At 70.5% G+C, this 24,566-nt stretch carries 19 protein-coding genes; 14 read left to right on the forward strand and 5 right to left on the reverse strand.

The window, feature by feature from the left end:
- The first annotated feature begins 153 nt into the window (after positions 1 to 153).
- From uvrC to pgi, 12 genes are all read left to right on the forward strand, one after another.
- Positions 154 to 2,241 carry an excinuclease ABC subunit UvrC gene (gene uvrC / locus ACFV2X_RS13065; protein ID WP_385615180.1) on the forward strand — a complete coding sequence of 696 codons (2,088 nt, stop codon included), beginning with the start codon at positions 154 to 156 and terminating at the stop codon, positions 2,239 to 2,241.
- Positions 2,238 to 3,176, forward strand: a complete 939-nt coding sequence (gene rapZ / locus ACFV2X_RS13070) for an RNase adapter RapZ (protein ID WP_014180595.1) — start codon at positions 2,238 to 2,240, stop codon at positions 3,174 to 3,176. Before uvrC ends, rapZ begins: the two co-directional genes overlap by 4 nt.
- Entirely contained in the window at positions 3,173 to 4,192 is a 1,020-nt protein-coding gene (gene yvcK, locus ACFV2X_RS13075) for a uridine diphosphate-N-acetylglucosamine-binding protein YvcK (protein ID WP_385615183.1), read from the forward strand. The genes rapZ and yvcK overlap by 4 nt, the downstream gene beginning before the upstream one ends.
- Positions 4,183 to 5,172 carry a DNA-binding protein WhiA gene (gene whiA / locus ACFV2X_RS13080; protein WP_089511332.1) on the forward strand — a complete coding sequence of 330 codons (990 nt, stop codon included), beginning with the start codon at positions 4,183 to 4,185 and terminating at the stop codon, positions 5,170 to 5,172. Before yvcK ends, whiA begins: the two co-directional genes overlap by 10 nt.
- A 268-nt stretch (positions 5,173 to 5,440) precedes the next feature.
- Entirely contained in the window at positions 5,441 to 8,383 is a 2,943-nt protein-coding gene (locus ACFV2X_RS13085; RefSeq protein WP_385615187.1) for a M14 family zinc carboxypeptidase, read from the forward strand.
- Positions 8,384 to 8,570: 187 nt separating this feature from the next.
- Positions 8,571 to 9,575, forward strand: a complete 1,005-nt coding sequence (gene gap, locus ACFV2X_RS13090) for a type I glyceraldehyde-3-phosphate dehydrogenase (protein ID WP_385615189.1) — start codon at positions 8,571 to 8,573, stop codon at positions 9,573 to 9,575.
- Between the two features lie 78 nt (positions 9,576 to 9,653).
- On the forward strand, positions 9,654 to 10,856 hold the full coding sequence (locus ACFV2X_RS13095; RefSeq protein WP_385615191.1) for a phosphoglycerate kinase: 1,203 nt from the start codon (positions 9,654 to 9,656) through the stop codon (positions 10,854 to 10,856).
- 5 nt (positions 10,857 to 10,861) lie between these two features.
- The gene (tpiA, locus tag ACFV2X_RS13100; protein WP_385615193.1) at positions 10,862 to 11,638 is read left to right on the forward strand and encodes a triose-phosphate isomerase; all 777 of its coding nucleotides are present in this window, start codon (positions 10,862 to 10,864) and stop codon (positions 11,636 to 11,638) included.
- A 144-nt stretch (positions 11,639 to 11,782) separates the two neighbouring features.
- On the forward strand, positions 11,783 to 12,010 hold the full coding sequence (gene secG, locus ACFV2X_RS13105) for a preprotein translocase subunit SecG (RefSeq protein WP_014180602.1): 228 nt from the start codon (positions 11,783 to 11,785) through the stop codon (positions 12,008 to 12,010).
- 194 nt (positions 12,011 to 12,204) lie between these two features.
- On the forward strand, positions 12,205 to 12,540 hold the full coding sequence (locus tag ACFV2X_RS13110) for an RNA polymerase-binding protein RbpA (RefSeq protein ID WP_009718803.1): 336 nt from the start codon (positions 12,205 to 12,207) through the stop codon (positions 12,538 to 12,540).
- Positions 12,541 to 12,672: 132 nt separating this feature from the next.
- Positions 12,673 to 14,157, forward strand: coding sequence for an MFS transporter (locus ACFV2X_RS13115; RefSeq protein ID WP_385615199.1), 1,485 nt, complete (start codon positions 12,673 to 12,675; stop codon positions 14,155 to 14,157).
- Positions 14,158 to 14,206: 49 nt separating this feature from the next.
- Positions 14,207 to 15,859 carry a glucose-6-phosphate isomerase gene (gene pgi / locus ACFV2X_RS13120; protein WP_385615202.1) on the forward strand — a complete coding sequence of 551 codons (1,653 nt, stop codon included), beginning with the start codon at positions 14,207 to 14,209 and terminating at the stop codon, positions 15,857 to 15,859.
- 73 nt (positions 15,860 to 15,932) lie between these two features.
- Here the strand turns inward: pgi and pgl are convergent, their stop codons facing one another.
- The 5 genes from pgl to tkt are packed head-to-tail and all read right to left on the reverse strand — an operon-like array spanning position 15,933 to position 22,652.
- A complete protein-coding gene (gene pgl, locus ACFV2X_RS13125) occupies positions 15,933 to 16,715 on the reverse strand; it encodes a 6-phosphogluconolactonase (protein WP_385615205.1) in 783 nt (260 codons plus the stop codon).
- Positions 16,712 to 17,848, reverse strand: a complete 1,137-nt coding sequence (gene opcA, locus ACFV2X_RS13130) for a glucose-6-phosphate dehydrogenase assembly protein OpcA (protein WP_385615207.1) — start codon at positions 17,846 to 17,848, stop codon at positions 16,712 to 16,714. The genes pgl and opcA overlap by 4 nt, the downstream gene beginning before the upstream one ends.
- Positions 17,845 to 19,380 (reverse strand): glucose-6-phosphate dehydrogenase, encoded by a 1,536-nt coding sequence (gene zwf / locus ACFV2X_RS13135; protein WP_385615210.1) that lies wholly within the window; start codon positions 19,378 to 19,380, stop codon positions 17,845 to 17,847. Before zwf ends, opcA begins: the two co-directional genes overlap by 4 nt.
- A 6-nt stretch (positions 19,381 to 19,386) precedes the next feature.
- A complete protein-coding gene (gene tal, locus ACFV2X_RS13140; RefSeq protein ID WP_385615213.1) occupies positions 19,387 to 20,529 on the reverse strand; it encodes a transaldolase in 1,143 nt (380 codons plus the stop codon).
- A 44-nt stretch (positions 20,530 to 20,573) separates the two neighbouring features.
- A complete protein-coding gene (gene tkt / locus ACFV2X_RS13145) occupies positions 20,574 to 22,652 on the reverse strand; it encodes a transketolase (protein WP_385615216.1) in 2,079 nt (692 codons plus the stop codon).
- 375 nt (positions 22,653 to 23,027) lie between these two features.
- Between tkt and ACFV2X_RS13150 the strand changes: the two genes are divergently transcribed.
- Positions 23,028 to 23,885 carry a heme o synthase gene (locus ACFV2X_RS13150; RefSeq protein ID WP_385615218.1) on the forward strand — a complete coding sequence of 286 codons (858 nt, stop codon included), beginning with the start codon at positions 23,028 to 23,030 and terminating at the stop codon, positions 23,883 to 23,885.
- A 24-nt stretch (positions 23,886 to 23,909) separates the two neighbouring features.
- Positions 23,910 to 24,305, forward strand: a complete 396-nt coding sequence (locus tag ACFV2X_RS13155; protein WP_385615220.1) for a hypothetical protein — start codon at positions 23,910 to 23,912, stop codon at positions 24,303 to 24,305.
- Positions 24,306 to 24,566 lie beyond the last annotated feature (261 nt).

Below are 24,566 nucleotides of genomic sequence, written 5' to 3' on the forward strand. Positions count from 1 at the left end.
GTCGCCCAGGAGCGGGTCGAGGCAGGAACGTACCTCATTCCGGGCGCCGCGTAAACGCTTACGCAAGCGTTTACGCGCACCCGGCGACAACCCGTGCGGCGCACCCGGCCCGACCGCTCCGGACTGTCACTCCCCGCCAGTAGGGTGGTGACCATGGCCGACCCGAGCAGCTACCGCCCCAAGCCGGGACAGATCCCCGAGTCGCCGGGGGTCTACAAGTTCCGAGACGAGCACGGCCGGGTGATCTACGTCGGAAAGGCGAAGAGCCTGCGCCCGCGGCTCTCCTCCTACTTCCAGGACCTGGCGAATCTCCATCCGCGCACCCGCACCATGGTCACCACCGCCGCCTCCGTGGAGTGGACCGTGGTGAGCACGGAGGTCGAGGCGCTGCAGCTCGAGTACTCCTGGATCAAGGAGTTCGACCCCCGGTTCAACGTCAAGTACCGCGACGACAAGAGCTATCCGTCCCTCGCCGTCACGCTCAACGAGGAATTCCCCCGGGTCCAGGTCATGCGCGGCCCCAAGAGGAAGGGCGTGCGCTACTTCGGCCCGTACGGCCACGCCTGGGCCATCCGCGAGACCGTCGATCTGATGCTGCGGGTCTTCCCGGTGCGTACCTGCTCGGCCGGGGTGTTCAAGCGCTCGGCCCAGATCGGCCGCCCCTGCCTGCTCGGCTACATCGGCAAGTGCTCCGCCCCCTGTGTGGGCCGGGTGACCGCCGAGGAGCACCGGCGGCTGGCCGAGGAGTTCTGCGACTTCATGGCCGGGCGCACGGGCGCCTATCTGCGCCGTCTGGAGCAGCAGATGCAGGAGGCCGCCGAGGAGATGGAGTACGAGAAGGCGGCCCGGCTCCGCGACGACATCGGGGCGCTCAAGCGCGCCATGGAGAAGAACGCGGTCGTGCTCGCCGACGCCACCGACGCCGACCTGATAGCGATCGCCGAGGACGAGCTGGAGGCCGCCGTCCAGATCTTCCATGTGCGCGGCGGCCGGGTCCGCGGCCAGCGCGGCTGGGTCACCGACAAGGTGGAGGCCGTGGACACGGCCGGGCTGGTCGAGCATGCGCTGCAGCAGCTGTACGGGGAGGAGAAGGGCGACGCGGTCCCCAAGGAGGTCCTGGTCCCCGCCCTGCCCGAGCCGGCCGAGCCGGTCGCCCAGTGGCTGAGCGACCGCCGCGGCTCCCGGGTCGATCTGCGCATCCCGCAGCGCGGCGACAAGAAGGACCTGATGGCGACCGTCGCGCGCAACGCGCAGCAGGCGCTGGCGCTGCACAAGACCAAGCGCGCCTCCGATCTGACCACGCGCTCGCGCGCCCTGGAGGAGATCGCGGAGGCCCTGGAGCTGGACTCGGCCCCGCTGCGCATCGAGTGCTTCGACATCTCGCATCTGCAGGGGGAGGACGTGGTGGCATCCATGGTGGTCTTCGAGGACGGCCTGGCGCGCAAGAGCGAGTACCGCCGCTTCCAGATCAAGAGCTTCGCGGGCCAGGACGACGTCCGCGCGATGCACGAGGTCGTCGGCCGCCGGTTCCGCCGCTATCTGCAGGAGAAGACGGACACCGGCGAGTGGGGCCCGGCGCCCGACGGCGAGACGGCCCGGAACGGGCACCCCGAGGAGGCCCAGGACGGGCACCCCGAGGAGGCCCAGGACGGGCACCCCGAGGCGCCCGCCGGGCCCATCGACGAGAGCGGCAAGCCGAAGCGATTCGCCTACCCGCCGCAGCTCGTGGTCGTGGACGGCGGCCGGCCGCAGGTCGCCGCCGCCAAGCGGGCGCTGGACGAGCTCGGGATCGACGATGTGGCGGTCTGCGGCCTCGCCAAGCGGCTGGAGGAGGTCTGGCTGCCCGACGACGAGGACCCGGTGGTGCTGCCCCGCAGCAGCGAGGGGCTCTATCTGCTGCAGCGCGTGCGCGACGAGGCGCACCGCTTCGCCATCACCTACCAGCGCGGCAAGCGGGCCAAGTCGATGAAGGCCGGCCCGCTGGACACCGTGCCCGGGCTCGGCGAGAGCCGTCGGCAGGCGCTCCTGAAGCACTTCGGCTCGCTCAAGCGGCTGCGGGCCGCGACGGTCGAGCAGATATGCGAGGTGCCGGGGGTGGGCCGTAAGACGGCCGAGACGGTCGCGGCCGCCCTCGCCACGGCGGCCCCGGCCGCCCCGGCGGTGAACACCGCCACAGGAGAGATCATTGAGGATGAGGCCACAAGCGTGGCGTCATCAGCGACGCGGGGGACGGACAGATGAACGAACATGAGAACCATGGAGACGGAGCGCAGGTGAATACGGGCACCCCCGGAGACGCTGCCGCCGAGGCGACGGCCATCCCCGAGCTGGTGATCATCTCCGGCATGTCGGGGGCGGGCCGCAGCACCGCCGCCAAGTGTCTGGAAGACCTCGGCTGGTTCGTGGTGGACAACCTGCCGCCCGCGCTGATCCCCACCATGGTGGACCTCGGCGCCCGCTCCCAGGGCAATGTGGCCCGTATCGCGGTGGTCGTCGACGTCCGCGGCCGCCGCTTCTTCGACAATCTGCGCGAGTCCCTGGCGGACCTGGCCGCCAAGAACGTCAAGCGCCGTGTCCTGTTCCTGGAGGCGTCCGACGAGGCCCTGGTGCGCCGCTTCGAGTCGGTGCGCCGCCCGCATCCGCTCCAGGGCGACGGCCGGATCGTGGACGGCATCGCGGCCGAGCGGGACCTGCTGCGCGAGCTGCGCGGCGACGCCGATCTGGTGATCGACACCTCCAGCCTCAATGTGCACGAGCTGCGCGCCAAGATGGACGCCCAGTTCGCCGGCGAGGAGGAGCCGGAGCTGCGCGCCACGGTCATGTCCTTCGGCTACAAGTACGGCCTGCCGGTCGACGCCGACCTGGTGGTGGACTGCCGCTTCCTGCCCAACCCGCACTGGGTCCCGGAGCTGCGCCCCTTCACCGGGCTCAACGAGGAGGTCGCCGGCTATGTGTTCAATCAGCCCGGTGCCAAGGAGTTCCTGGACCGCTACGCCGAGCTGCTGCAGCTGATCGCGGCCGGCTACCGCCGCGAGGGCAAGCGCTATGTGACCATCGCCGTCGGCTGTACGGGCGGCAAGCACCGCAGCGTCGCGATGTCCGAGCGGCTGGCCGCCCGGCTCGCCGCCGAGGGAGTCGAGACCGTCATCGTCCACCGTGACATGGGGCGCGAGTGACGATCAGGACCAGACGGCTGCGGCGGCTGGTCGGATCCCGTACCAGCAGAGGAGCGCAGCCCAAGGTGGTCGCGCTCGGCGGCGGGATGGGGCTGTCCGCCTCGCTCGCCGCCCTGCGCCGGATCACCGGCGATCTGACCGCCGTCGTCACCGTCGCCGACGATGGGGGCTCCAGCGGGCGGCTGCGCGATGAGCTCGGCGTGCTGCCGCCCGGCGATCTGCGCAAGGCGCTGGCCGCGCTGTGCGGCGACGACGACTGGGGCCAGACCTGGGCCCGGGTCATCCAGCACCGCTTCGCCAGCGAGGGCGAGCTGCACGGCCACGCGGTCGGCAATCTCCTGATCGTCGCCCTCTGGGAGCAGCTGGGCGACCATGTCAAGGCCCTGGACCTGGTCGGCAAGCTGCTGGGCGCGCACGGCCGGGTGCTGCCCATGTCGGCGGTCCCGCTGGAGCTCCAGGCGTTCGTCCGCGGCCATGACCCGGACCGCCCGGACGAGGTCACCACGGTGCGCGGGCAGGCCACCGTCGCGCTGACCCCCGGCGAGGTGCAGTCGGTCCATCTGGTGCCGGGGGGTCCGCCGGCCGTCCCCGAGGCCGTCGAGGCGGTCCTGGACGCCGACTGGGTGGTGCTGGGCCCCGGCTCCTGGTTCTCCTCCGTGATTCCGCATCTGCTGGTCCCCGAGCTGCTGGAAGCGCTCACCGACACCAAGGCCCGACGGGTCCTGTCACTGAACCTGGCCCCCCAGCCCGGTGAAACCGACGGCTTCTCCCCGCAGCGTCATTTGGAGGTTTTGGCCCGACACGCCCCTAAACTCGCCTTCGACGTGGTGCTGGCCGACCAGGCCGCCGTCCCCGACCAGGGCAGTCTGTGCGACGCCGCGAAGCGGCTGGGCGGCACGGTCGAGCTGGCGCCGGTGGCCAGGCCCGACGGCTCCCCGAAACACGACCCGGAGCTTTTGGCGGCCGCGTACGACCGTATTTTTCGGATGCATGGAAGGATCGGCCCATGGCGATGACGGCAGCGGTGAAGGACGAAATCTCCCGGCTCCCCGTCACCCGCACCTGCTGCCGGAAAGCGGAGGTCTCGGCGATCCTGCGGTTCGCGGGCGGGCTGCACCTGGTCAGCGGGCGCATCGTGATCGAGGCGGAGCTGGATACGGGCATCGCGGCCCGAAGAGTGCGCAAAGACATCCTGGAGATCTTCGGGCACTCCTCGGATCTGGTGGTGATGGCCCCCGGCGGGCTGCGCCGCGGCAGCCGCTATGTGGTGCGGGTGGTGGCGGGCGGTGACCAGCTGGCCCGGCAGACCGGCCTGGTCGACGGCCGCGGCCGGCCGATCCGCGGGCTGCCGCCGCAGGTCGTCTCGGGTGCCACCTGTGACGCCGAGGCCGCCTGGCGCGGGGCCTTCCTCGCCCATGGCTCGCTCACCGAGCCCGGCCGCTCCTCCTCGCTCGAGGTGACCTGCCCCGGCCCCGAGGCCGCGCTCGCGCTGGTCGGCGCGGCGCGCCGGCTGCAGATCGCCGCCAAGGCGCGGGAGGTGCGCAGTGTTGACCGCGTTGTCGTCCGTGACGGTGATGCCATCGGCGCGCTGTTGACGCGGCTCGGCGCCCATGAGTCGGTGCTCGCGTGGGAGGAGCGCCGGATGCGCCGCGAGGTCCGCGCCACCGCCAACCGGCTCGCCAACTTCGACGACGCCAATCTGCGCCGCTCGGCCCGGGCCGCCGTCGCCGCCGGGGCCCGGGTACAGCGCGCGCTGGAGATCCTGGGCGAGGAGGTGCCTGAGCACCTGGCCGCGGCCGGCCGGCTGCGCATGGAGCACAAGCAGGCGTCCCTGGAGGAGTTGGGCGCGCTCGCCGACCCGCCGCTGACCAAGGACGCCGTCGCGGGCCGTATCCGCCGCCTGCTGGCCATGGCGGACAAGCGCGCCCAGGACCTCGGGATCCCCGGTACGGAGTCCAGCCTGACCGAGGAGATGGCCGAGGGCATGGTCGGCTGACCGCACCGGTCGCACCAGCCACGCCGGTTGCACCAGCCACCCCGGTCGCACCAGCCACACAGCCGCACCGGTCAGGCGGACCGACCGTACGGAAGGACCGCACGGCTGACCTCTCCCGCCCCCGGCTTCCACCGCGAAGCCGGGGGTTTTCGCTGCCCTTTTCGTGTCGTATGACGGTCTTGCGAAGGCATTGACATGATCATGGGGTGTGACAAGTCTTAGGCGCCTGCGCACCGATGGGACAAGACCGATGCGACAAGGGGGACTCATGGCAAGACACAAGGCCGGATCGATCATCGCGGTGGCCTCGCTGCTGCTGGGAGGGGTGGCGGCGACCTCCACGGCACAGGCCAGGCCGCGGCCTCAAGCCGCCGACGAGGGACTGTCGGTATGGACCGCCCAGGTGACCCGGGCCCAGGTGCCGCTGCTGCTCAAGGCCGGAGCCGACGGGCATGAACTGGGCGAGCGGCTGCCGGAGAAGGGGACCGGGCAGGTCGAGCTCTACCTCACCGGCAAGCAGGCGGAGGCGCTGCGCGGGCAGGGCGTCCGCCTCACCCGCAAGGAGATCTCCCAGAAGGCCGTGAACCGGGTCAAGGCAGCGGGCGACGGCGTCTTCCGCCCGTACAGCGGGGAGGGCGGCCTCAAGCAGGAGATCGTCGAGACCGGCCAGGCGCACCCCGCGCTGACCAAGGTCGTCAGCATCGGCAAGACCGTGCGCGGCAACGACATCCTCGCCCTCAAGCTCAGCAAGGGCGCCGACCGCACCCCCGACGGCGCCAAGCCCTCGGTGCTCTATATGTCCAATCAGCACGCCCGCGAGTGGATCACCCCGGAGATGACCCGCCGGCTGATGCACTACTACCTCGACAACTACGGCAAGGACGACCGGGTCACCAAGATCGTGGACCGTACGGAGCTGTGGTTCGTCCTCTCCGCCAACCCGGACGGCTACGACTTCACCCACCAGAGCCCCGAGAACCGGCAGTGGCGCAAGAATCTGCGCGACAACGACGGCGACGGCAAGATCACCACGGGCGACGGCGTCGACCTCAACCGCAACTTCCGCTACAAGTGGGGCTACGACAACGAGGGTTCGTCCCCCGACCCGGCCGAGGAGGTCTACCGCGGCCCGAGCCCCGGCTCCGAGCCGGAGACCAAGGCGCTGGACGCCTTCGAGAAGCGCATCGGCTTCGAGTACGGCATCAACTACCACTCGGCCGCCGAACTGCTGCTCTACGGCGTCGGCTGGCAGGTCTCCACCCCCACCCCCGACGACATCCTCTACAAGTCCCTCGCCGGCACCCCGGAGAAGTCCGCGATTCCCGGCTACCACCCGCAGGTCTCCTCCGAGCTGTACACCACCAACGGCGAGGCCGACGGCCACGCGGCCAACGTCAACGGGATGATGATGTTCACCCCGGAGATGTCGACCTGTCAGACGGCCTCCGCCGTCGACCCCGACGACGCCTGGCTGCCCGGTGACTGCGAGTCCATCTTCACCTTCCCGGACGACAAAAAGCTCATCCAGGAAGAGTTCGCCAAGAACATCCCGTTCGCGCTCGCCGTCGCCGAGACCGCCGAACACCCCGACCGGCCCAACTCCCCGGTCGGCATCGACGCCCCCGACTTCACCCCGGACGCCTTCACCACCTCCTACGCCCGCGGCGCCGGCCAGGAGGTCTCGGTGACCGCCCGCAAGAGCGTGCGCGGCAAGCAGCTCAACTACCGCGTCGACGGCGGCCGCACCCGCACCGCCCAGCTGGGGCCCTGGAAGGGCGGCGAGACCTACGGCGGCGAGGACAACATCCGCTTCGACCAGTACCGCGCCACGGTCAAGGGCGCGGACGCCGGCGACAAGGTGGAGGTCTGGTTCAGCGGCCGCACCGCCAAGGGCGAGCCGACCGCCAGCAAGCCCTTCACCTACCGCGTCGCCGAGCGGCCGCGCGCCGACACCCTGGTGATCGCCGACGAGGGCGGCACCACCGCGGCCCGGCACACCGCCGCGTACACCAAGGCGCTCGCCGACAACGGCCGCAAGTCCGCCGTATGGGACGTCGCCACCCAGGGCGCGCCGCACGCACTCGGGGTGTTGAGCCACTTCAAGACCGTGTACTGGTACACCGGCGCCCAGCGGCCCGGCGGCGCGACCCTGCTCGCGGTGCGCGACTTCCTCAATGAGGGCGGCAAGCTCATCACCAGCGGAGAGCGGGCAGGCGGCAGTTCCGTGGTCGGCCCGGCCGACACCGACGACTTCAGCCAGTACTACCTGGGCGCCGACCGCCGTCTGTCGCTGACGTCCCCGCCGGGCTTCCGGGGCGCCGGCGCCCTCGCGGGCACCGCGGCCACCCTCGCGGACGCCGCGGACAACCCCCTGGACGCGGCGGGCGGGTACACCGTCACCTCCGACGCGCTGCCGCCGGAGCAGTTCCCGCAGTTCCGCAGCGCGGCCGCGGGCGACTACCCGGGCGCGCGCAGCCCGTTCCAGCCGTACGACGGGGAGTGGATGGCGGCGGCGCTGCACCGGGACCGCTCCTGGATGCGGCTGTCCCGCACCGTCGACCTGACCGGGGACACCGCGGCCGACAAGCCGAGTCTGCGGTTCCGGCTCAGCTATGACACCGAACCCGGTTACGACTATGCGATTGTCGAGGCGCACACCGTGGGCCAGGACGACTGGACCACCCTGCCCGACACCAATGGCGCCACCTCCGCTACCGCCCCGGACGACTGCTATCTGACCCTGCACCCGTTCCTGGCGCACTACCTGACCCGTGGCGCGAACGCCTGTGAGGCGGGCGGGACCACGGGCAAGTGGAACGCCTTCAACGGCTCCTCGGAGGGCTGGCGGCCCGTCTCCGTGGACCTGAGCGGCTACGCGGGCAAGAAGGTCGAGCTGTCCATCTCGTATGTGACCGACTCCGGTACGGGCGGGCTCGGCGTCCTGGCCGACAGCACCGCGCTCGTCGTCGGCGGCGCCGAGCGGGACCAGGAGGGCTTCGAGACGGCGCTCGGCCCCTGGGCGGTGCCCGGCGCGCCGGCCGGCAGCCCGGCGAACTCCGCCGACTGGACCCGGTCGCGGGAGCTGTTCCACACCTCGGCCGCCGTCACCACCCAGGACACCGTGCTCCTCGGCTTCGGCCTGGAACACATCCCCAGCGCCGCCGAACGGACGCGACTCGTGGGGGCCGCGCTGCGTGCGCTGCGACGTTGACCATTCGTGACAGAAAGTGACTAACGGGTAAACCGAGGCCGTCGGTCCGTACCACTTTTCAGTGGTCGCGGGCCGACGGTGCCAATGTCACGTACGTCCCGTGATAGCGGTAGGGTCGGATGCGGTCGGGGACATCCAATAAGGCTCGCCGGCGTCCATACCGGCACACCAACGAGGAGATCGGTTCGTGACGATCCGCGTAGGCATCAACGGCTTCGGCCGCATCGGCCGCAACTACTTCCGCGCGCTCCTGGACCAGGGTGCGGACATCGAGATCGTCGGTGTCAACGACCTGACCGACAACGCCACTCTGGTCCACCTGCTCAAGTACGACACCATCCTGGGTCGGCTGAAGCAGGCGGTCAGCCACACCGACGACACCATCACCGTCGGCAACCAGACGTTCAAGACGTTCGCCGAGCGGGACCCGGCCAAGCTGCCCTGGGGCGAGCTCGGCGCCGACATCGTCATCGAGTCGACGGGCATCTTCACCAAGCGCGACGACGCCGCGAAGCACCTGGCCGCCGGCGCCAGGAAGGTCCTGATCTCCGCGCCCGCCAAGGGTGAGGACATCACCATCGTCATGGGCGTCAACCAGGACAAGTACGACGCCGCCAACCACCACGTCATCTCCAACGCGTCCTGCACCACCAACTGTGTCGCCCCGATGGCCAAGGTCCTCGACGAGGCCTTCGGCATCACCAAGGGTCTGATGACCACGGTGCACGCGTACACCAACGACCAGCGCATCCTGGACTTCCCGCACAAGGACCTGCGTCGCGCGCGGGCCGCCGCGGAGAACATCATCCCGACCTCGACCGGTGCGGCGAAGGCCACCGCCCTGGTGCTCCCGCAGCTCAAGGGCAAGCTGGACGGCATCGCCATGCGCGTCCCGGTGCCCACCGGCTCGGTCACCGACCTGGTCGTCGAGCTGGACCGCGAGGTCACCAGGGACGAGGTCAACACCGCCTTCCAGAAGGCCGCCGAGGGCCAGCTCAAGGGCATCCTCGAGTACACCGAGGACGAGATCGTCTCCTCGGACATCGTCAACTGGCCGGCCTCCTGCACCTTCGACTCCTCGCTGACCATGGCCCAGGGCAAGCAGGTCAAGGTCATCGGTTGGTACGACAATGAGTGGGGCTACTCCAACCGCCTCGTCGACCTGACCGTCTTCGTCGGCAACCAGCTCTGACCGCTGCCGAGATGAGCCAGGACAGGGCCCGGTACGACGCTGTCGTACGGGCCCTGTCCCATGAACTAGGAGTCCTCTGTGAAGACGATTGACGATCTTCAGGTCGCCGGGAAGCGGGTCTTCGTCCGCGCCGATCTGAACGTTCCGCTCGACGGCGAGACGATCACCGACGACGGCCGTATCCGCGCCGCCGTGCCGACCATCGCCAAGCTCACCGAGTCGGGCGCCAAGGTGATCGTCGCCTCCCACCTGGGCCGGCCCAAGGGCGCGCCCGAGCCCCGCTTCTCGCTCGCCCCGGTCGCCCGGCGGCTCGGCGAACTCCTCGGCAAGCAGGTCGCGTTCGCGACCGACATGGTCGGGGACAGCGCCCGCGAGGCGGTGGCCGGGCTCGGCGAGGGCGATGTGGTGCTGCTGGAGAACCTGCGCTTCAACGCCGGTGAGACCAGCAAGGACGACGCCGAGCGCGGCGCCTTCGCCGACCAGCTCGCCGCCCTCGCGGACCTGTACGTGGGCGACGGCTTCGGCGCGGTGCACCGCAAGCACGCCTCCGTGTACGACCTCCCGGCGCGGCTGCCGCACGCCGCGGGCGATCTGATCGCCGCCGAGCTGAACGTCCTGCGGCAGCTCACCGAGGACGTGAAGCGCCCGTACGCGGTGGTCCTCGGCGGCGCCAAGGTGTCCGACAAGCTCGGCGTCATCGACCATCTCCTGGAGCGGGCCGACCGCATCCTCATCGGCGGCGGCATGGCGTACACCTTCCTCAAGGCCCAGGGGCACGAGATCGGCACCTCGCTGCTCCAGGACGACCAGATCGAGGCCGTCCAGGAGTACCTGGCGCGCGCCAAGGAGCGCGGCGTGGAGTTCGTGCTCCCCGTCGACGTCCTGGTGGGCCCCGAGTTCCCGGACCTGAAGACGAAGGCCCCGGCCCACCCCCAGGCCGTCTCCGTCGCGGAGATCCCGGCCGACCGGATGGGTCTGGACATCGGCCCGGAGACCTGCGAGCTGTACGCCTCGAAGCTGGCCGACGCCGCCACCGTCTTCTGGAACGGCCCGATGGGCGTCTTCGAGCACCCCGACTTCGCCGCGGGCACCAAGGCCGTCGCCCAGGCGCTGGTCGAGAGCCCGGCCTTCACTGTGGTGGGCGGCGGCGACTCCGCGGCCGCCGTGCGGATCCTGGGCTTCGACGAGAATGCTTTCGGCCACATCTCGACCGGCGGCGGAGCGAGCCTCGAATACCTCGAGGGCAAGACGCTCCCCGGCCTGGCAGCACTGGAGGACTGAACACCGTGAGTGACCGCACCCCGCTGATCGCGGGCAACTGGAAGATGAACCTCAACCACCTCGAGGCCATCGCCCACGTCCAGAAGATCACTTTTTCGCTCACCGACAAGGACTACGAGGCCGTCGAGGTCGCGGTCCTGCCGCCGTTCACGGACCTCAGGACGCTGCAGACCCTGGTCGAGCACGACAAGCTGAAGCTCAAGTACGGCGCCCAGGACATCTCGGCGCACGACTCCGGCGCGTACACCGGGGAGATCTCCGGGGCGATGCTCGCCAAGCTGCGGTGCTCCTATGTGGCGGTCGGCCACTCCGAGCGGCGCCAGTACCACGGCGAGACCGACGAGCTGTGCAACGCCAAGGTCAAGGCGGCCTTCAAGAACGACGTCACCCCCATCCTGTGCGTCGGCGAGGGCCTGGAGGTGCGCAAGGCGGGCAACCAGGTCGCGCACACGCTCGCGCAGCTCGACGGGGGCCTGAAGGACGTCCCGGCCGAGCAGGCCGAGCGGATCGTGATCGCGTACGAGCCGGTCTGGGCCATCGGCACCGGTGAGGTGGCCACCCCCGAGGACGCCCAGGAGGTCTGCGGGGCCATCCGGGCCCGCCTGGCCGAGCTCTACGGCCAGGAGCTGGCCGACAAGGTCCGGATCCAGTACGGCGGCTCGGTGAAGCCCGGGAACGTGGCCGCGATCATGGCGCAGCCCGACGTGGACGGCGCTCTGGTCGGCGGCGCCTGCCTGGACGCGGACGACTTCGTCAAGATCGTCCGGTTCCGCGACCAGTGAGCAGACCGGTGAGTAGGCCGTAGCAGGTCACTCGTCGTACCCTGGCGGGGGTCGAGGTGGTGCGGAAGGCACTGCCCGGCCCCCGCTCCTTACCGTTCTTCACCGTCCCGTCCAAGCCCGAGAGAGTTGGTTCCAGCCGTGGTCATGGGGTTCTCGATCGCCCTCATTATTTTCAGCGTTCTGCTGATGATGCTGGTGCTCATGCACAAGGGGAAGGGCGGAGGTCTGTCCGACATGTTCGGTGGCGGTATGCAGTCCTCCGTGGGCGGCTCCTCGGTCGCCGAGCGCAACCTGGACCGGATCACCGTCGTCATCGGCCTGCTGTGGTTCGTCTGCATCGTGGTGCTCGGCCTGCTGATCAAGCTCGATTGAGCCGATAGCTGACACACCGTCGCGAGCGCGGCTTATCATGGGCTTGCGTCCTGGGGGGTACCTCCCGGCCGAAGGCCGGGGGAGGGTGTAACTCCTCTTACTGGACGCGCGTTGGGCCTTACGTAGACTGGGGCGCCCGGCAGCGGAGCTGCCTACCAATGCTTCGCGGCACCATCACGCAGGGAGTTACGACCGTGGCAAGTGGCAACGCGATCCGTGGAAGTCGGGTCGGAGCGGGGCCGATGGGAGAAGCGGAGCGAGGCGAATCGGCGCCTCGCCTGCGTATTTCCTTCTGGTGCTCGAACGGGCACGAGACCGTGCCGAGCTTCGCCAGCGACGCGCAGATCCCGGACACTTGGGACTGCCCCCGCTGCGGCTTCCCGGCCGGCAAGGACCGGGACAACCCGCCGGACCCGCCGCGTACCGAGCCGTACAAGACGCATCTGGCGTATGTGCGGGAGCGGCGGAGCGACGCCGACGGCGAGGCGATCCTCGCCGAGGCTCTCGCCAAGCTCCGCGGCGAGATCTGAGCGGCAGGCGGGACGACGCACAGTACGACGGCCCGGCCGGGCACCTCTGACGGGGGTGCGCGGCCGGGCCGTTGTCAGTGGTGGGGGCTACGGTCGTGACGTGGGGTGCCGTGCGGTTCGGGAGGGGGCGTCATGGCCACGGTGGAGGCCGGTGAGCAGGGTGCTGAGCGGGCTGTGTCGCTTGCGTGGCGGGGTGGTTTCGGGCGGCTGTGGGGGGCCGCGGTGGTGTCCCGGTTCGGGGACGCGCTGCGCGGGGCGGCGCTTCCGCTGCTGGCCGTCTCGCTGACCGACTCCCCGGTGCTGGTCTCGCTGGTGACCGCGTGCGGCTTTCTGCCGTGGCTGCTGTTCGGGCTGCTGGGCGGGGCCATCGCCGACCGGGTGGACCAGCGGCGGGCGATGTGGGCGGTGGATGTGGCGCGGGGCGTGCTGATGGCCGCCTTCGCCGTCGCCGTATGGCTGGGACATGCCACGATCGGCCTGCTGCTCGCCCTCGCCTTCGCGCTCACCACCCTGCAGACCCTCTTCGACAACGCCGCCACGGCCCTGCTGCCGTCCGTGGTGGCGCCGGATGGCCTGAGCCGGGCCAACGCACGCCTGATGACCGGGCAGGAGGTCATGGGCCGGTTCGTGGGCGCGCCGCTGGTGCCGGTGGCCCTGGGCCTTGGCGCCGCCGTGCCGTACGCGGCCGACGCGGCCACCTATCTCGCCGCCGCCGCGCTGGTCGCGTCGTTGGGCCCTGTCTCCCCGATCCCTGTGACGGTGACATCAGCGGCTGACGCCGCGGGGCCCGCGGCGTCTGATGCGTGCGATCGCAAGGCGGAGGGTCGCCCTCCGGGGGCACCTCCCGGCCGAAGGCTGTGGGCGGGCCTACTCGGGCGGGCCCGACAACGCAGCGCGGGGGCACCTCCCAGCGGTAGCTGGGGGCGCGTGCCAGGCGTCGCGGGCCCGCAGGGATCGGGGAGACAGGGCCCGAGCGGGCGGGCGCAGGCGCCGAGGCGGGAGCCCCGGGCGCCGGGGCGCACGATACGGAAGGACATGGCCGAGGGCATCGGGGTGCTGTGGCGGGACCGGCTGCTGCGGGCGCTGTGTGTGTCCACCACGCTGTGCAATGTGGGCATCGGCGCCCTCATCGCCACGCTGGTGCTGCATGTCACCGGATGGCTGGGCGCCGGGGACACGGGCTATGCGGCCGTCATCACGGTCTACGGGATCGGCAGTGTGGCCGGCGGGCTGGTGGCCGCGCGGGTGGCGGAGCGGCTGGGGCGCGGTCCCACGATCATGGTGTGCGGTATCGCGCAGATAGCCGCCCTCCTCGCCCTGGGCACCATCCGCGAGCTGCCGGCCGCCGCTGCGGCCTTCGGCGTCTTCGGCTTCGCCGGGATCATCTGGAACGTCACGGAGGTGACGATGATGCAGCAGCGCAGCCCGGCCGAGATGCTGGGCCGGGTCAGTGCCGCCTTCCGTACGCTGTCGACCGCCGGCGCCCCGCTCGGCGCCCTGCTCGGCGGGGTCACAGCCGGGGCATGGGGGCTGAACGCACCGGCGCTGGCGGCCGCCGCGCTCTTCGCCGGCGGACTGGTGGCCCTCGTCCCCGGTATGCGCTCCCCGATCAACTAGGTTGGGGCCACGGGGGCCAGGCACCGACGAGAAGTGGGCTGATTCCGAGATGAACGCAGATGGCCGCAGCAGGCTCGACCAGCTGCCGGAGTGGAACGCACTGGCCGCACACCGCCAGGAGCTGGGTGACGCACGGCTGCGCGAGCTGTTCGCCCAGGACCCCGAGCGCGCGGAGCGGTTCACCGTGTCGGTCGGCGACCTTCACCTGGACTACTCCAAGCATCTGGTGACCGACGAGACCCTGCGCCTGCTGCGGGAGCTGGCCCAGGCGACCGGGGTGGCCGAGCTGCGGGACGCCATGTTCCGGGGCGAGAAGATCAACACCACCGAGGACCGGTCGGTGCTCCATGTCGCCCTGCGCGCGCCCCACTCCGCGGTCATCGAGGCCGACGGCAAGGACGTCATCCCCGAAGTGCACGCGGTGCTCACCAAGATGGGCCCGTTCGTCGACCGGATCCACTCGGGGGAGTGGACCGGCCACACCGGCAAGCGCATCAAGAACATCGTCAACATCGGCATCGGCGGCTCCGACCTGGGCCCGGCGATGGCCTTCGAGGCGCTGCGCGCCTACACCCACCGCGAGTTGGAGTTCCGCTTCGTCTCCAATGTCGACGGGGCGGATCTGCATGAGGCGCTGCGCGGGCTCGACCCGGCCGAGACGCTGTTCATCGTCGCCTCCAAGACCTTCACCACCATCGAGACCATCACCAACGCCACCTCCGCCCGCCGCTGGCTGCTGAGGGGTCTCGAGGCGGGCCAGGAGGCAGTCGCCAAGCACTTCGTGGCGCTGTCGACCAACGCGGAGAAAGTCGCCGAGTTCGGTATCAACACCGACAACATGTTCGAGTTCTGGGACTGGGTCGGCGGGCGCTACTCCTTCGATTCGGCCATCGGCCTGTCCCTGATGATCGCCATCGGCCAGGAGCACTTCCGCGAGATACTGGCCGGCTTCCACCTCGTCGACGAGCACTTCCGCTGTGCCCCGCCCGAGGAGAACGCGCCGATGCTGCTCGGGCTGCTGGGCGTCTGGTACGGGCAGTTCTTCGACGCGCAGGCGCATGCCGTGCTGCCGTACTCGCACTATCTGTCGAAGTTCACCGCGTATCTGCAGCAGCTGGACATGGAGTCCAACGGCAAGTCGGTGGACCGTGAGGGCAATCCGGTCGACTGGCAGACCGGTCCGGTGGTCTGGGGTACCCCCGGCACCAACGGTCAGCACGCCTACTACCAGCTGCTCCACCAGGGCACCAAGATGATCCCGGCCGATCTGATCGGCTTCGCCAACCCCGTGGCCGACCTGCCCCCGATCCTTGCCGGCCACCATGACCTGCTGATGGCCAACCTCTTCGCCCAGGGCCAGGCGCTGGCGTTCGGCAAGACGGCGGAGGAGGTGGCCGCCGAGGGGGTGGCGCCGGAGCTGGTGCCGCACAAGACCTTCCCCGGCAACCGCCCCACCACCACGATCCTGGCCGCCGAGCTGAGTCCTTCGGTGCTCGGCCAGCTGATCGCGCTCTACGAGCACAAGGTGTTCGTCCAGGGCGCCGTCTGGAACATCGACTCGTTCGACCAGTGGGGGGTCGAGCTCGGCAAGGTCCTCGCCAAGCGCGTCGAGCCCGCCCTCACCGAGGGCGCCGAGGTGCCGGGGCTCGACGCCTCCACGGCGCGGCTGGTCGCCACGTACCGCTCGCTGCGCGGTCGCTGAGGCCCCATAAGACGCCGTACGGGCCGACTGGGTTTCCGCCCAGTCGGCCCGTACGGCTGTGTCTCGCGCCCCGTCAGGGCGACGCCGGGGGATACAGCTCGCGCGGCAGCCCCGACGCGGCGGCCCGGTCCAGCAGCCACAGCGTGCGGCGGCGGCCGTACGCGCCCGCGGCGGGGGCCTGGATCTCCCCGGCCCCCGACAGCGCGATCGTCACCGCCTTGGCCTTGTCCTCGCCCGCCGCCAGCAGCCAGACCTCCTGCGCCGCGCGGATCGCGGGCAGGGTCAGGGAGACCCGGGTGGGCGGGGGCTTGGGCGCACCGCGCACCGCCACCACCGTCCGCTCGGCCTCCCGTACGGCGGGCAGCTCCGGGAAGAGCGAGGCCACATGGGTGTCCGGGCCGACGCCCAGCAGCAGCACGTCGAAGGACGGCACCGCGCCGTGGTTCTCCGGCCGCGCGGCCCGGTCCAGCTCCTCGGCGTACGCCTCCGCGGCGGCCTCCACCTCGCTGCCCCACGGGCCGTCGGAGGCCGGCATCGGGTGCACCCGGGCCGGGTCCAGACCCACCGCGTCCAGCAGTGCCTCCCGCGCCTGGGTGACATTGCGGTCCGGGTGGCCCTCCGGCAGGAACCGCTCGTCGCCCCACCACAGGTCGAGCCGCGACCAGTCCACGGCGTCCCGAGCGGGCGCCTCGGCGAGCGCGGCCAGCAGGCCGTTGCCGTTGCGCCCGCCGGTCAGCACGACCGAGGCCGAGCCGCGGGCGGACTGGGCGTCCACGATCTTGGTGATCAGCCGGGCCGCCGCGGCCTGTGCCATCAGTTCCTTGTCGCGGTGGACCACGACTTGCGGAGCGGTCACGACGCCGCCTTGCCGACCGCGCCGCCCGTCCCCGCGTCACCGGCACCACCGGCCGTATGGGCCGGGGCCCCGGCCGCCTTGTGCGCAGGCTCCGGACGGGCCCCGCCACCGGCCTTACCGCTACTCCCGCTCGCAGCGGCACCGCCCCCGGAAGCGCCGCCCGCGGCACCGGCCCGCGCCGCGGGCTGTTCGGCCGCGCCGCTGATGCCCTTGCCGAGCCTGCTCACCCCGAACTTCACCGCCGAGGCGTACATCTCGTCCGGGTCCAGGCGCCGCAGCTCCTCCGCGATCAGCTCCGACTTGTCCCGCCGCTGAAGCGCGACATGCCGGTCCGGCTGCCCCGGCATCGCCAGTTCGGCCAGCGATCCGTTCGCCCGGTCCAGGCAGATCGTTCCGTCGGCCGTCTCCAGCCGCACCGCGGTCAGCCCCGGACCCTCCGAGACCTGCCGCTGCACCGGGACCCGCAGCCGCTCAGCCAGCCACAGGGCCAGCAGTTCACCGCTGGGGTTGTACGCCTCGCCCTCGACCACCGCGGAGGTGATCGCCGAGTGCTTCTGGTCGAGCGCCGCGGCCAGCACACTGCGCCACGGCGTGATACGGGTCCAGGCCAGATCGGTGTCGCCCGGGGTGTATGTCCTGGCCCGCAGCGCGAGCGTGGCCACCGGGTCCTCGGTGGCCTGGGCGTCGGTGATCCGGCGGGCGGCCAGCCGGCCCAGCAGGTCCTCGCTGGGGTGCTCCGGCGCGTCGTCCGGCCACCACAGCACCACCGGGGCGTCCGGCAGCAGCAGCGGCAGCACCACCGACTGGGCGTGGCCCGCGAGCTCGCCGTGCAGCCGCAGCAGCACCGTCTCGCCGGTGCCGCTCTCACCGGCGATCCGCACCTCCGCGTCCAGCCGGGCCATCTTGCGGTCGCGCGGCGAGCGCCCCGGCCGCTTGATGACGACCAGGATGCGCGAGGGGTGCTCCTTGGACGCCTCGCTCGCGGCCTTCAGCGCGTCGTAGTGATTGCCCTCGTCGGTGACGATGACAAGGGTGAGCACCATGCCCACGGCCGGTATCCCCGCCGCCCTCCGCGCCTGCACCAGAGCAGCGTTGATCTGGCTGGACGTGGTGTCGGTGAGATCGATGTTCATGGCCGACGCCAGCTCCGTCCGTCTCGTGCGAGCATCTCGTCCGCCGCCTTCGGCCCCCAGGTGCCCGCCGTGTACTGCTCGGGCTTGCCGTGCCCGTCCCAGTAGGCCTCGACGGGGTCGAGGATCCGCCAGGACTCCTCCACCTCCTGGTGACGGGGGAACAGGTTGGCGTCGCCGAGCAGAACGTCGAGCAGCAGCCGCTCATATGCCTCGGGGCTGGACTCGGTGAAGGACTCGCCGTAGGCGAAGTCCATCGTCACGTCCCGGATCTCCATGGAGGTGCCGGGCACCTTGGAGCCGAACCTGATGGTGATGCCCTCGTCCGGCTGCACCCGGATGACCAGGGCGTTCTCCCCGAGCTCCTGGGTGTCGGTGGTGTCGAAGGGAGAGTGCGGGGCGCGCTGGAAGACCACCGCGATCTCGGTGACCCGCCGCCCGAGCCGCTTGCCCGCGCGCAGGTAGAAGGGGACGCCCGCCCAGCGGCGGTTGTCGATCTCCAGCTTGATCGCGGCATAGGTGTCGGTCTTGGAGTTGGGGTCGATGCCCTCCTCCTCCAGATAGCCCAGCACCTCTTCGCCGCCCTGCCAGCCGTGGGCGTACTGGCCGCGCACGGTGTGCTTGCCCAGCTCTCTCGGCAGCTTGACGGCCTTGAGCGCCTTGAGCTTCTCGGTGACCAGCGCGGTGGCGTCGAAGGAGGAGGGCTCCTCCATGGCGGTCAGCGCGAGGAGCTGCAGCAGGTGGTTCTGGATGACGTCGCGCGCGGCGCCGATGCCGTCGTAGTAGCCGGCCCGGCCGCCGATGCCGATGTCCTCGGCCATGGTGATCTGTACGTGGTCGACGTACGACCGGTTCCACAGCGGCTCGAACATGGTGTTGGCGAAGCGCAGCGCCAGGATGTTCTGGACCGTCTCCTTGCCCAGGTAGTGGTCGATCCGGAAGACGTCGCTCGGCCGGAAGACCTCGTGGACGACCTGGTTGAGCTCCTGGGCGCTGGTCAGGTCGTGGCCGAATGGCTTCTCGATGACGGCGCGCCGCCAGGAGTCGCCGGGCCCGGAGGACAGGCCGTGCTTCTTGAGCTGCTGGACGACGGAGGGGAAGAACTTCGGCGGGACCGACAGATAGAAGGCGAAGTTGCCCCCCGTGCCGCGCGCCTTGTCCAGCTCGTCGACCGTCTCCCGCAACTTCTCGAACGCCTCGTCGTCGGAGAACTCGCCGGGCACGAAGCGGAAACCCTCGGCGAGCTGCTGCCAGACCTCCTCGCGGAAGGGGGTCCTGGCGTGTTCCTTGACCGCCTCGTGCACGACCTGGGCGAAGTCCTCGTTCTCCCAGTCGCGGCGGGCGAAGCCGATGAGCGAGAAGCCCGGCGGCAGCAGGCCGCGATTGGCCAGGTCGTAGACGGCCGGCATCAGCTTCTTGCGGGACAAGTCGCCCGTGACGCCGAAGATGACCAGGCCGGACGGCCCCGCGATGCGCGGAAGCCGCCGGTCCCGGGGGTCACGCAGCGGATTGGCTCCGCTCGTGGAAAGTGACAAGGTCTCTCACGCCTCCGAAGGAGCGAGGCGGCCCAGCTCCGCCTCAGTGGACTTCAGCAGGTCGTTCCAGGACGTCTCGAACTTCTCGACGCCCTCGTCCTCGAGGAGCTGTACAACGTCATCGTACGAGATTCCGACCCCGGCGAGCGCGTCGAGATCGGCCTTGGCCTGCTCGTATGTACCGCGCACCGTGTCACCGATGATCTGGCCGTGGTCGGCGACGGCCTCCAGGGTGGCCTCCGGCATGGTGTTGACCGTGCCCGGGGCGACCAGGTCGTCCACGTAGAGGGTGTCCTTGTAGGCCGGGTCCTTGACGCCGGTGGAGGCCCACAGCGGACGCTGCTTGTTGGCGTTGGCCCGGTCCAGGGCGGCCCAGCGCTCCGACGGCGGCGTCGACTTGTCGTGCGAGCCGAACACCTCCTCGTACGCCTGGTAGGCGAGTCGGGCGTTGGCCAGGGCGGCCTTGCCGCGCAGCGCCTTGGCCTCGTCGGTGCCCAGCTTGTCGAGGCGCTTGTCGATCTCGGTGTCCACGCGGGACACGAAGAAGGACGCCACGGAGTGGATCTTCTGCAGGTCGAGCCCCGCAGCCTTGGCCTTCTCCAGACCGGCCAGGAAGGCGTCCATGACCTCGCGGTAGCGCTCCAGCGAGAAGATCAGCGTGACGTTGACGCTGATGCCGAGCCCGATCACCTCGGTGATCGCGGGCAGGCCCGCCCTGGTGGCCGGGATCTTGATGAAGGTGTTGGGCCGGTCCACCAGCCAGGCCAGCTGCTTGGCCTCGGCGATGGTGGCCGCCGTGTTGTGCGCCAGGCGCGGGTCCACCTCGATGGAGACCCGGCCGTCCTGGCCGCCGGTCGCGTCGTAGACCGGGCGCAGGATGTCGGCGGCGTCCCGGACGTCCGCCGTGGTGATCATGCGAACGGCCTCGTCGACGGTGACCTTGCGGGTGGCGAGATCGGCTACCTGCTGCTGGTAGCCGTCAGCGCCGGCGATCGCCTTCTGGAAGATCGACGGGTTGGTGGTCACGCCCACCACATGGCTCTCGTCGATCAGCTCGGCGAGGTTGCCGGATGTGATGCGCTTGCGCGAAAGGTCGTCGAGCCAGACCGCGACGCCTGCGTCGGCCAGCCGCTTGAGTGCGTCTGTCATCGGGATTGCATCTCCTACTCGTCGCTACAAGGTCGTATACGGCGTCAGCGCCCGGCGGTCTCAAGCGACTCGCGGGCGGCGGCGGCGACGGCGTCCGCGGTCAGGCCGAACTCCCGGTAGAGCACCTTGTAGTCGGCGGAGGCGCCGAAGTGCTCGAGGGAGACGATGCGGCCGGCCTCGCCCACAAAGCGGTGCCAGGTCAGGCCGATGCCCGCCTCGACCGCCACCCGGGCCTTCACCGACGGCGGCAGCACGCTGTCCCGGTACGCCTGGTCCTGCTCCTCGAACCACTCGACCGAGGGCATCGAGACCACGCGGGTCGGGATCCCGGCGGTCTGCAGCTGCTCGCGCGCCTCGACGGCGAGCTGCACCTCGGACCCGGTGCCGATGAGGATCACCTGCGGGGCGCCGCCTTCAGCCTCCGCCAGGACATAGCCGCCCCTGGCCGCGTCCTCGTTGGGCTCGTACGTCGGCACGTTCTGCCGGGTCAGCGCGATGCCGTGCGGGGCCGGCTGGTCGCTGTGGCGGCGGGTGATCTCGCGCCAGGCGATGGCGGTCTCGTTGGCGTCGGCCGGGCGGACGATGTTCAGGCCCGGGATGGCGCGCAGCACGGACAGGTGCTCGACGGGCTGGTGGGTCGGGCCGTCCTCGCCCAGACCGATGGAGTCGTGCGTCCACACATAGGTGACGGGGAGCTTCATCAGCGCGGCGAGCCGGACGGCGGGGCGCATGTAGTCGGAGAAGACCAGGAAGGTGCCGCCGTAGATACGGGTGTTGCCGTGCAGCGCCACACCGTTCATGGTCGAGCCCATGGCGTGCTCGCGGATGCCGAAGTGCACCGTGCGGCCGTACGGGTCGGCCTCGGGAAGCGGGTTGTCCTTGGGGAGGAAGGACGAGGACGCGTCAATGGTGGTGAGGTTCGAGCCCGCGAGGTCGGCGGAGCCGCCCCACAGCTCGGGGAGCACCCCGCCGAGCGCCTTGAGGACCTGGCCGGAGGCCTTACGGGTGGCCACGTCCTTGCCCGGCTCGAAGACCGGGATCGCCTTGTCCCAGCCCGCGGGCAGCTCACCGGCGGAGATCCGGTCGAACTCGGCGGCGCGCTCCGGGTTGTTGTTCCGCCAGTCCTGGAGCTTCTTGTCCCAGGCGGCGCGGGCCTCGCGGCCGCGGTCGGCCAGCGAGCGGGTGTGGGCGATGACCGAGTCCTCGACCTCGAAGCTCTTCTCGGGGTCGAAGCCCATGACGCGCTTGGTCGCCGCGACCTCGTCGGCGCCGAGCGCCGAGCCGTGGGCGGCCTCGGTGTTCTGCGCGTTCGGCGCGGGCCAGGCGATGATCGTACGGGCGGCGATGATCGAGGGGCGCTCGGTCTCGGCCTGCGCCGCCTTGAGCGCCGCGTACAACGCGTGGATGTCGAAGTCGCCGTTCTCCGCCTGCTCGATGCGCTGGACGTGCCAGCCGTACGCCTCGTAGCGCTTCAGCACATCCTCGGAGAAGGCGGTCGCGGTGTCGCCCTCGATCGAGATGTGGTTGTCGTCGTACAGCGCGATCAGATTGCCGAGCTTCTGGTGGCCGGCCAGCGAGGATGCCTCAGCGGAGATGCCCTCCTCCAGGTCGCCGTCGGAGACGATCGCCCAGATGGTGTGGTCGAAGGGGGAGGTGCCCTCGGGCGCCTCCGGGTCGAACAGACCGCGCTCGTAACGGGCGGCCATCGCCATGCCGACCGCGTTGGCGACGCCCTGGCCCAGCGGGCCGGTGGTGGTCTCGACGCCGACCGTGTGACCGTGCTCCGGGTGGCCCGGGGTCAGCGAGCCCCAGGTACGGAACGACTTCAGGTCCTCCAGCTCCAGGCCGAACCCGCCCAGGTACAGCTGGACGTAGAGGGTCAGCGAGGTGTGGCCGGGGGAGAGCACGAACCGGTCGCGGCCCACCCATCCGGCGTCGGAGGGGTCATGCCGCATCAGCTTCTGGAAGAACAGATACGCGGCAGGGGCCAGGCTCATCGCGGTGCCGGGGTGGCCGTTGCCGACCTTCTGCACGGCATCCGCGGCCAGGACACGCGCCGTGTCCACGGCGCGCTGGTCCACATCGGTCCACTCGAGGTCTGTGGTAGTCGGCTTCGTGCTCACCCTGAGTCAGGGCTCCTCTCCACAATGTCTATATCCCGGCGACGATGCGCACACCGGCGTTGTCGAGCCTACCCCTGGAAGAACGCTCATCTTTTCGAGCGAGTACCCGACATCCCGGGAACGAATGCCGGAGATGCGCCATTCCCCCGAGGGCCGTGAGCTCGGCGAACACGAGCCGACCCCGGCGGCGGGCGGCGTATCCGCAACGTCTAGAGTGGCGTGGTACGCGCAAGTCTTTACCGGCTCTTCATGTCCGGTGCTTGCTGGTTCTTGCTTCTACCAGGGGTGTGCGTGACGGCCGTCGATTCCCGTCCTGCGGGGGTGCTCGATACGAGCCGGAGCCACCGGCCGCTCGGTGCCCGCGTCAAGGCTTTCGTGGCACTGACCAAGCCGCGTGTCATCGAGCTGCTGCTGATGACGACGGTGCCGGTGATGTTCCTGGCCGCCGAGGGCGTCCCGGATCTATGGCTGGTGCTTGCCACCTGCGTCGGCGGCTATTTGTCGGCCGGCGGCGCGGGCGCGTTCAATATGTATTACGACCGCGACATCGACGCGCTGATGGACCGCACCTCGCAGCGTCCACTGGTGACCGGGATGGTCTCGCCGGCCGAGTGCCTGGTCTTCGCCTTCGCGCTCGCGATCGGGTCGACGGCCTGGTTCTGGTTCCTGGTCAATCCGCTGTCCGCGATTTTGTCGCTCGGCGCGTTGGTTTTCTACGTCGTCGTCTACACGATGTGGCTCAAACGGCGTACCGCGCAGAACATCGTGTGGGGCGGCATCGCCGGCTGTATGCCCGTGTTCATCGGCTGGTCCGCCGTCACCAATACGGTCTCCTGGGCCGCGCTGATTCTGTTCCTTGTCATCTTCTTCTGGACGCCGCCGCACTACTGGCCCCTGTCCATGAAGGTGAAGGAGGACTACGCGCGCGTGGGCGTGCCGATGATGCCGGTGGTCGCGGGCAACAAGGCGGTCGCCCGGCAGATCGTCCTCTACAGCTGGGTCATGGTCATCGTCTCGCTGCTGCTCTGGCCGCTCGGTTACACCGGCTGGTTCTACCCCGCCGTGGCCGCGGTGCTGGGCGCGTTCTGGCTCAAGGAGGCGCACGGGCTCCAGGCGCGCGCCAAGGCCGGGATCACGGGGGCGAAGCTCAAGGAGATGCGGCTGTTCCACTGGTCCATCACCTATGCCTCGCTGCTGTTCGCCGCCGTCGCCGTGGACCCCTTCCTGCGCTGATTACCAGCCGGTAGCATCGGCCTTATGGGAGACATCACGCAGACGGCCCCGGAAGGCCCGTCGGACGAGTCCGCACCGGGCAAGTCCGCGTCGAGCAAGTCCGCATCGGCCAAGGCCGAGAAGCGGGCCAAGCGGCTCGCGCACCAGATGACGGCCTTCGCGCAGTCCCACGGCGGCAGCGCCGAGGGCCAGCTCGCCCATATCGGCCGGGGCACCGTCCGCGTCGCCCTCATCGGCGCCAACGGTGACTGGGGCAACCTGGTCGCCCCGTCGTACGAGACCGCCCGCGGCGCCGCGGAGACCGCGGGGATCACCCTGCACGACGACTTCGACGGCGAACTCGCCGCGAAGGTCCGCACCGGCCCGTACGAGTGGACTCGCATGGCCGGCATCCAACTCGGCGGCCCGAGCAACGCGTAGCCGGATCGCCGCGCGGCCTTTCCCCACCCCTTCCCGAACGCGGGGGCCCGCTGGGCCCCGGCCGGGCCCGCCCCTCGTCCTCCGTGCCCCAGCCGGGAGCTTCGCCCCGGCCGAGCATGCGGCGCGGCCTGCCACCCCGACCCCTTGCCCCACCGCTGGGCCCCGCCGGGTCCCCCATCCTCGCGCCCGTCAGGGGCGCTCTTGCCGAGGGCGGGCGGCGCGGGCCACGCTCGGGGGCGGGCCCGGCGACACCTCCTAACC

The sequence above is a fragment of the Streptomyces sp. NPDC059679 genome (assembly GCF_042734105.1).
Classification (GTDB): Bacteria; Actinomycetota; Actinomycetes; order Streptomycetales; family Streptomycetaceae; genus Streptomyces.

Excerpts from the sequence above, each read along its gene's own strand:
- uvrC (WP_385615180.1), top strand. The coding sequence starts at position 154 with ATGGCCGACCCGAGCAGCTACCGCCCCAAGCCGGGACAGATCCCCGAG.
- rapZ (WP_014180595.1), top strand. The coding sequence starts at position 2,238 with ATGAACGAACATGAGAACCATGGAGACGGAGCGCAGGTGAATACGGGC.
- whiA (WP_089511332.1), top strand. The coding sequence starts at position 4,183 with ATGGCGATGACGGCAGCGGTGAAGGACGAAATCTCCCGGCTCCCCGTC.
- ACFV2X_RS13085 (WP_385615187.1), top strand. The coding sequence starts at position 5,441 with ATGGCAAGACACAAGGCCGGATCGATCATCGCGGTGGCCTCGCTGCTG.
- secG (WP_014180602.1), top strand. The coding sequence starts at position 11,783 with ATGGGGTTCTCGATCGCCCTCATTATTTTCAGCGTTCTGCTGATGATG.
- ACFV2X_RS13115 (WP_385615199.1), top strand. The coding sequence starts at position 12,673 with ATGGCCACGGTGGAGGCCGGTGAGCAGGGTGCTGAGCGGGCTGTGTCG.
- pgi (WP_385615202.1), top strand. The coding sequence starts at position 14,207 with ATGAACGCAGATGGCCGCAGCAGGCTCGACCAGCTGCCGGAGTGGAAC.
- opcA (WP_385615207.1), bottom strand. The coding sequence starts at position 17,848 with ATGAACATCGATCTCACCGACACCACGTCCAGCCAGATCAACGCTGCT.
- tal (WP_385615213.1), bottom strand. The coding sequence starts at position 20,529 with ATGACAGACGCACTCAAGCGGCTGGCCGACGCAGGCGTCGCGGTCTGG.
- ACFV2X_RS13155 (WP_385615220.1), top strand. The coding sequence starts at position 23,910 with ATGGGAGACATCACGCAGACGGCCCCGGAAGGCCCGTCGGACGAGTCC.